This window comes from Bradyrhizobium sp. P2_E8, from assembly GCF_056403875.1.
Window position 1 is genome coordinate 1 of the sequence record NZ_JBFUES010000533.1, and the last position, 5,158, is coordinate 5,158.

General features: G+C 64.7%; 7 protein-coding genes. 5 read left to right on the plus strand and 2 right to left on the minus strand.

The window, feature by feature from the left end; all coding sequences use genetic code 11:
• Positions 1 to 935 (plus strand): MMPL family transporter (locus AC1D00_RS25670; protein WP_477012576.1); only part of this gene is annotated, 935 nt, incomplete at its 5' end.
• 28 nt (positions 936 to 963) lie between these two features.
• Here the strand turns inward: AC1D00_RS25670 and AC1D00_RS25675 are convergent.
• Both AC1D00_RS25675 and AC1D00_RS25680 read right to left on the minus strand, forming a co-directional pair.
• Positions 964 to 1,710: a hypothetical protein gene (locus AC1D00_RS25675; RefSeq protein WP_477012577.1), complete on the minus strand. Its 747-nt coding sequence runs from the start codon at positions 1,708 to 1,710 to the stop codon at positions 964 to 966.
• Positions 1,711 to 1,873: 163 nt separating this feature from the next.
• Positions 1,874 to 2,371 carry a hypothetical protein gene (locus AC1D00_RS25680; protein WP_477012578.1) on the minus strand — a complete coding sequence of 166 codons (498 nt, stop codon included), beginning with the start codon at positions 2,369 to 2,371 and terminating at the stop codon, positions 1,874 to 1,876.
• 459 nt (positions 2,372 to 2,830) lie between these two features.
• Here AC1D00_RS25680 and AC1D00_RS25685 point away from each other — a divergent pair, with 459 nt between their 5' ends.
• From AC1D00_RS25685 to AC1D00_RS25700, 4 genes are all read left to right on the plus strand, one after another.
• On the plus strand, positions 2,831 to 3,064 hold the full coding sequence (locus AC1D00_RS25685; RefSeq protein WP_135172473.1) for a hypothetical protein: 234 nt from the start codon (positions 2,831 to 2,833) through the stop codon (positions 3,062 to 3,064).
• Between the two features lie 193 nt (positions 3,065 to 3,257).
• Positions 3,258 to 4,142, plus strand: coding sequence for a squalene synthase HpnC (gene hpnC / locus AC1D00_RS25690; protein WP_135172474.1), 885 nt, complete (start codon positions 3,258 to 3,260; stop codon positions 4,140 to 4,142).
• The gene (hpnD, locus tag AC1D00_RS25695; protein ID WP_135172475.1) at positions 4,132 to 4,971 is read left to right on the plus strand and encodes a presqualene diphosphate synthase HpnD; all 840 of its coding nucleotides are present in this window, start codon (positions 4,132 to 4,134) and stop codon (positions 4,969 to 4,971) included. Before hpnC ends, hpnD begins: the two co-directional genes overlap by 11 nt.
• On the plus strand, positions 4,971 to 5,158 hold a 188-nt coding region (locus AC1D00_RS25700; RefSeq protein ID WP_477012579.1), incomplete at its 3' end, for an FAD-dependent oxidoreductase. The genes hpnD and AC1D00_RS25700, both read left to right, overlap by 1 nt.

Consider the following 5,158-nt stretch of genomic DNA (forward strand, 5'->3'; position numbering starts at 1 on the left):
GCGCCAACCCGGTCAACGTGCTGATYCAGTTCCCCAAGGGTGAATCGCTCTATTCGCCGGAAACGCTGCAGACGATCGCCGACGTGCATGCGACCGTGGAGAAGGCGGCCGGTGTCGGCAATGTCTGGTCGGTCGAGACCCTGCGCCGCTGGCTCACGGAAAAGGCCGGCAGCGCCGACGTCGCGACGTTGAAGGAATATATCAGCGTGATTCCCGAGCATCTGGTGCGGCGGTTCATCGACGCCGAGCAGGATGCGGTCGTGGTCGCAGGCCGCGTGCCGGACAAGGATTCCAGCCAGCTTCTGCCGATCGTGGACAAGCTCGATTCCGAGCTCGACGCCGTCCGCAAGAAGCATCCCGGCTACGAGGTCGCGGTGACGGGCCTTGCCGCCATCGCGGCGCGCAACTCGGCCAGCATGATCGAGAAGCTGAACCGCGGGCTCACCGTCGAATTCGCGCTGGTCGCGATCTTCATCGGCCTCGCCTTCCGCTCCTGGGTGGTGATGTTCGCCTGCGTCCTGCCGGGCATCTTCCCCGTCGTGATGTCGGGAACGGTGCTGTGGGCGATGGGCGAGGGGCTGCAATTCGCCAGCGTCGTCGCGCTCACCGTCTCGTTCGGCCTGGGGCTGAGTGCGACCATCCACTTCCTCAACCGCCTCAGGCTGGAGAGCAAGCCGGGCGTCGGCTCGGCGCTCGCAGTGGAGCGGGCGACCGTTCTGGTCGGACCGGCGCTGATCCTGACCACGGTGGTGCTGGCCTGCGGCCTCGTCGTCACCGTGTTCTCCGACCTGCCGTCACTGCGGCTGTTCGGCTGGCTCAGTGCCTTCTCGATGGTCATGGCCCTCGTCGCCGACCTCTTCATCCTGCGGCCGACGGCGATGTGGCTGATCAACCTGCACGCCAGGCTTCAGGGTGCGGACAAGCGCGCGATCTGAGCGTGGGGCGGCGAACGCCACGCCACGCTCACGCTTCGACGCGAATGATGCCGTACGGATTGAACTTGAAGTCGTCCTCGGCGTAGTCCTGCTCCCGCGTTAGCGTGAGCTTCTGGTCGCGGAGCGTCGCTTCGATGCCGCGCTCGGCCATCGCGTTTGCGAGCTCCTCCATCAGCATGACCGCGGCCCATTCGTTGCCGCGCGATTTCGCAACATAGATCTCAGGCAGGCCGACGAGGTGATAGCCGACGGTTTCGTTGTAGCGATCACCGCCGAGTGGGCGCTTGGCGAAAGCAAGACGACATGCTTTGGCTACAGCGAGAGTCACGGCAAGACCCTGACCGGTGCTCGCGCCCTTGCGCGCCTGACCGGCCAGTTGCCGCCATCGATCGAGGCCGTGGGCAACGCCTGCGCTTTCGCCCTTCACGGCGATGGCACCGGCCTCGATCATCTCCTCGACGATGCGCAAGGCCGCCGCCGAATAGGCGACCGTCTTCTGCTGCTCCATCGGCGGGCTCAGTACATAGAGCACTGATTTGTGGTTGGTCACGGCGGCTTCGTCGGTGGCGGACCAGGCTTTCGGGAAGACGCGGTCCCAGCACACGCCAAACGAGCGCTCCATATGCGGATCGGGTCGGGCCTGCGAATAGGTGCGATCGATCTCGAAGCCGAAATCCGCGATCGTCCTGGCCACGGCCTCCGGCGGGTGCAGCAGGCTTTCGTCCTTGCCGAGGAAGCAGAGCACGTGACGCGGTTTGACCGACGAAGGCTGCATGCCCGCCCCCTCGCTGGATTGACGGTTGATCATTGGCCCATGCGCGACTGGTTGCGAACAGTCCGGCGGCCTTGAGCAGGTTTCTGCGAATATGGTCCATGTCAGCAAAAAGCCCCCGGCTCGCGAGAACCGGGGGCGTGTTCCTCTCGGCGCAGGACGGGCGTCAGCCCTTCGTCATCGTGATGTTGACGCCGCGGATCTCGCCCTTGGAGCTGATCTGCACCGTCTGCTTGGTGCCGTTGGTGCGCAGCGACAGGTTGGCGGCAAAGCCGTTGGCCTCGACGAACACCTCGATCTGGCCGCCGCCGGCGGTGCCCTGGAGATTGCCGAAGATGTTGCGGCTGGCCTCGCTCCAGTTGCCGGAGATGCGGTCGCCCTGGCTCGTCACGTCGCTGGTGAGGTCGAACTTGTAGCTGTCGGACGCGCAGTGCAGTGCCTGCTTCAGGTTGAGACCGCTGCCGGCGACCTTGTAGTCCGCCTTGCAGCGGATGCGCTCGGTGGAGCCGTCGGACAGCGACACCGTGCCGGTTCCGGTCCACGCGCCGTCGAAACCGGCAAACGGTCCGGACGACTGTGCGTGGCTTACCGAAACCGAGAAGAGCAGCGCCGCCCCGATGCCGGCCGCCTTGATTGCCAGTCCAGATCGCCCGAAGAATTTCATCACAAATATCCCGTTTTGGAACGACGTCCGCTCAAGATCAGAACGTCTCGCCACATCGAAGGTTTAGTGTTCCGAGCCTGTGTCAGGTTCAAAGCCTGGCCGCCAGGGACGGTGGTTCACGAAGTCCTTGCGCCATGCCCGGCGGCCGCGATTTCCCGTGTTTCGGCGTGTTTCTGGCCGAAACGGAGGGGCAGAGAGATGCAGCTCTGCAACAGGCGTGCAGTAAAATGCGGGCTACCTGAATTATGACGTAGTATCAACCTCTTACATCTGCCAATGAAGGTGCAGGGAAGGCCTGATTTGGAGGTGTGGCGCCAATTTGGCCGCATTTTCCAGTGCTTGTGCCTTCTCCGAGGCCGCATGTTCCGCGGCGACTAGCCATCAGAACAATCCGTTCCGGTCGTCCGCCCTGTGCTGTCCGGGATCGGTGCGATTCTGCCGTCAGAATGAAGGAATACAATGCGTAAGCTTTTCGTCGCTCTCACCCTGCTGTCGGCATCCCTGTCCACGGCGGCATTTGCCCAGCAAGGGCGCGGCACGGACAGCGAGCAGAAGGCCTGCACGCGCGATGTGCAGAAGTTCTGCCGTCCGGTCATCGACCAGGGCGATTTCACCATCCTGGCCTGCCTGAAGGAGAACCGGGCCAAGATCTCGCAGGCCTGCGACCAGGTCCTGAAGAACCACAACCAGTAAGCTCGGCCACTAGCCCACAAGGGCGGCCCCCGGGGCCGCCTTTTCGGGGCCGATCCGCGAAGGGCAGCCATCGCGAGACAGGATTGGTTTTGCGGCCGTATTCCCCTATATGGGGGCCGCGGCGGCATCGCCGGCATGAGCCCGCGCGAGCGAAAAAGCCCTTCCTGTCCAAACGATTGTAAACCAGCCCTCGATGACCTCTGCGAGCGAATTGCGATCCGGCAAGGGTGACCGCGACGAGAATTTTCCCGTCGCGTCCTGGATCATTCATCCGCGTCATCGCGCGCTGATCCTGGCGTATTACAATTTCGTCCGCACCGCCGACGATATCGCCGACCACGCGACGCTGCCACCCGACCAGAAGCTTGCCTATCTCGACCTGCTCGAGGCGGAACTGCTCGGCAAGGGCGACACCCAGGCCGAGGCTGTCAGCCTGCGGCGCGCGCTGGCCGAGCGCGGCATGGCGCCGCGCCATGCGCTCGACGTGCTCATCGCCTTCCGCATGGACGTGACCAAGCTGCGCTACGAGAACTGGGACGAGGTGATCCACTATTGTCGCTACTCGGCGATGCCGGTCGGCCGTTTCATGCTCGACGTCCATGGCGAGAGCACCTCGACCTGGGCCGCATCGGACGCGCTTTGCGCGGCGCTCCAGATCAACAACCACCTCCAGGATTGCGGCAAGGATTTTCGCGAGCTCAATCGCGTCTACCTGCCGCGCGATGCGCTGGCCGCGAGCGGCGCCTCGGTCGAGCAGCTCGGCCTTGCCCAGTCGCCGCCGGCGATGCTGGCCTGCCTGCAGGCGCTTGCCGTGCGCAACGAGGCGCTGCTCGACGAGGGCAGGTCGCTGAGCGCGGAGATTCGGGATTTCCGCCTCGGCGTCGACGTCTCGGTGATCCAGGCCTATGCCGACCGCATCGTGCGCCTGCTCAAGGTACGCGACCCCCTGCGCGAGCGCGTGCATCTGAACAAGTTCGAGCTCCTCACCTTCAGCCTCGCCGGCATGATCGGCGAAGTCGGCCGCCGCGCGATCGGACGCAAGGCCATTTCCAGACCGGGGACTGCACATGACGCTTGAGGCGACCTCGCCCGGCGCCAGTTATGGCTCGACCGCATCCGGCAGCTCGTTCTACGCCGCGATGCGCATCCTGCCGCATGACCAGCGCGAAGCGATGTTCCAGATCTACAGCTTCTGCCGGCAGGTCGACGACATCGCCGATTCCGACGGCCCGCGCGAGGAGCGGCTCGCCGCGCTTCAGGAGTGGCGCAACGACATCGATGCGCTCTATCAGGGCAATCCGCCGCCGCGGCTGAAGGACTACGTCGCCTCGGTGAAGACCTTCGGGCTCAAGCGCGAGGATTTCCTGGCCATCGTCGACGGCATGGAGATGGACGTGCCGCAGGACATCCGCGCGCCCGACATGGCGACGCTCGATCTCTATTGCGATCGGGTTGCGAGCGCCGTGGGACGGCTGTCGGTGCGGGTGTTCGGTATGCCGGAAGAGGACGGCATCCTGCTCGCCCATCATCTCGGCCGCGCGCTCCAGCTCACCAACATCCTGCGCGACATCGACGAGGACGCGGGCCTCGGCCGGCTCTATCTGCCGCGCGAAGCGCTGCTGCATGCCGGCATCACCTCCGACGATCCGAACCGCGTCATCGCCGAGCGGGCGCTGCCGAAGGTCTGCCTGCCGCTGACGCAGCGTGCGAAGGTGCATTTCGAGAAGTCGGACGAGATCATGAGCCGCAACAAGCGCCGCGCGGTGCGCGCGCCGCGGATCATGTCGAAATACTATCATTCCATTCTGGACCTGCTGATCGCGCGCGGCTTCAACGCGCCGCGCGAGCCGGTGCGTGTGTCGAAGGTCACACGCATCCTGATCCTGCTCCGTTACGCTTTCATCTGATGCAAAACACAGCTCATATCATCGGCGCTGGAATTTCCGGCCTCTCCGCCGCCGTGCGGCTCGCCAATGCCGGCTTCAAGGTCGCCGTGCACGAGGCGACGCACCAGGCCGGCGGCCGCTGCCGTTCCTATTTCGACGGCGCCACCAATCTCACCATCGACAACGGCAATCATCTGCTGCTGTCGGG